2 protein-coding genes are annotated in these 725 nt (G+C 41.5%); both read left to right on the top strand.

Annotated features, from left to right (window positions below; genetic code table 11):
* On the top strand, positions 1–232 hold a 232-nt coding region (locus HC175_RS15815), incomplete at its 5' end, for a DUF5687 family protein (RefSeq protein ID WP_235942642.1).
* 1 nt (position 233) lies between these two features.
* A partial coding sequence (locus HC175_RS15810; protein ID WP_168139391.1) for an ATP-binding cassette domain-containing protein occupies positions 234–725 on the top strand: 492 nt, incomplete at its 3' end.

Raw genomic sequence — 725 nt, 5'->3', positions numbered from 1 at the left:
TCAGGGTACGGGAGCAGCACAGTGGCTTATCGCGATTCCGCTTATGGTGATTCCTATTATAATATTCTGGCTCCTAAATAAATTTATTTCCTTTGAAGTCGCGGTGATCACCCTTGCGGCTCTTGGCTTTATTGGAATCCTGTTTATAAGTGTTATTATGGACATGTTTGCGCAGTCATACAAAAAGAATAAATATGCCATGATCAATGGCTTTAAACAAACCGGTGAATAAGATGATAACAGTTACTAATCTTTCGAAAGTTTACAATGGCACCTGTGTGCTTAATATTGAACATCTTGAAATTCCACGAGGGCAGAGTTTTGGTTTGGTAGGAAATAACGGCGCGGGAAAAACCACTTTTTTCAGCCTTCTGTTGGACCTCATTCAACCTACTACCGGAAATGTTTTCAATAATGAGATTACCGTTAGTCAGAGTGAAGAATGGAAACCTTTTACTTCCTCTTTTATCGATGAGAGTTTTTTGATTGGCTACCTCACCCCCGAGGAATATTTCAACTTTGTGGGAGATCTGCGGAACCGTAATAAAGCAGATGTTGCTGCCTTTCTTCAGAATTTTGAGGATTTCTTCAACGGCGAGATCCTGGGAAGAAATAAATACCTGCGGGATCTTTCCAAGGGAAATCAAAAAAAGGCGGGAATCGTTGCCGCGCTTATTGGGGAGCCCGAAGTGGTCATTCTTGATGAGCCTTTTGCCAATCTCGAT

It is taken from the genome of Salinimicrobium oceani, from assembly GCF_012037645.1.
Note: the sequence above shows the minus strand (reverse complement) of the source record. Positions and strands in the feature narration are given on the sequence as shown.